Origin of the sequence: Mesorhizobium sp. M8A.F.Ca.ET.021.01.1.1, from assembly GCF_003998025.1 — a bacterium.
Lineage (GTDB): Bacteria > Pseudomonadota > Alphaproteobacteria > Rhizobiales > Rhizobiaceae > Mesorhizobium.
This window is the reverse complement of sequence record NZ_RZSJ01001011.1, coordinates 1-899: the sequence shown is the minus strand read 5'-3', so window position 1 is coordinate 899 and position 899 is coordinate 1. Positions and strand designations below refer to the sequence as shown.

Genomic DNA, 899 nt, shown 5'->3' with positions numbered 1-899 from the left:
CCCTATCGCTGGCCTTTGTCGGCCACCAGAAGTCGCATTATCTCGGCGACCCGCTCTATCCGACGGACTTCCTTTACGCCCGACAGATCTTCGCGCTGTTGCCGCTGCTGGTGCGCGAGCGGCCAATGACCGCGCTCGCCATGGTCGCGGGCATCGTGGTCGGCCTGTCCCTGCTCGTCTACGGCTGGCGTCTTTGGCGCCGCAAGGTTCCAGCCCTCAGCCACAAGGGCCGCCTCGCCCGGCTGACGCTGGCGGTGCCGCTGCTCGCCTTCTTCGTCTCAATCATGGACTACGCCACCTTCTCGTGGACCAGGGACCGGCTGCAGATCATCCCGATCATGTGGGACCAGAAGGAAAACTACGCCTCCAACGGCTTTGCGCTCGCCTTCGCGCTCAACGTGCCGATGGCGCACGTCTCTGCCCCGCCGGGCTATTCCGACAAGGCAATCGCGGCGATCGACAGGCCCGATGTGAGCGCCTCGGTGCCGGCCCAGAAGCCAGACATCATCATCGTCATGAGCGAATCCTTCTGGGATTCGACCAAGCTGCCCGGCGTCACCATCACGCCCGATCCGATCCCCAATGTGCGGTCGCTCCGCTCGGGCTCGATGTTCTCGCCCGAATTCGGCGGCATGACCGCCAATATCGAATTCGAAGCGCTGACCGGGTTCTCGAACGCCTTCCTGCCGGCCGGCAGCATCCCCTACCAGCAATATGTACGCACCCCGACGCCGTCGATGGCGACCTTCCTGAAGAGCGAAGGCTATAGGGCACGCGCCATCCATCCAGGCACCAACTGGTTCTGGAATCGCGGCGCCGTCTATGCCGATGTCGGCTTCAACGACTTCAAATCGGAAGAAACGCTGCCGCCCATGGAAAAGCGCGGACCGCTGGCATCC

The 899-nt window shown here is 63.6% G+C and carries 1 protein-coding gene; it reads left to right on the top strand.

The window, feature by feature from the left end; genetic code table 11:
* On the top strand, nucleotides 1-899 hold an 899-nt coding region (locus EOA36_RS36250), incomplete at both ends, for an LTA synthase family protein (protein ID WP_145969543.1).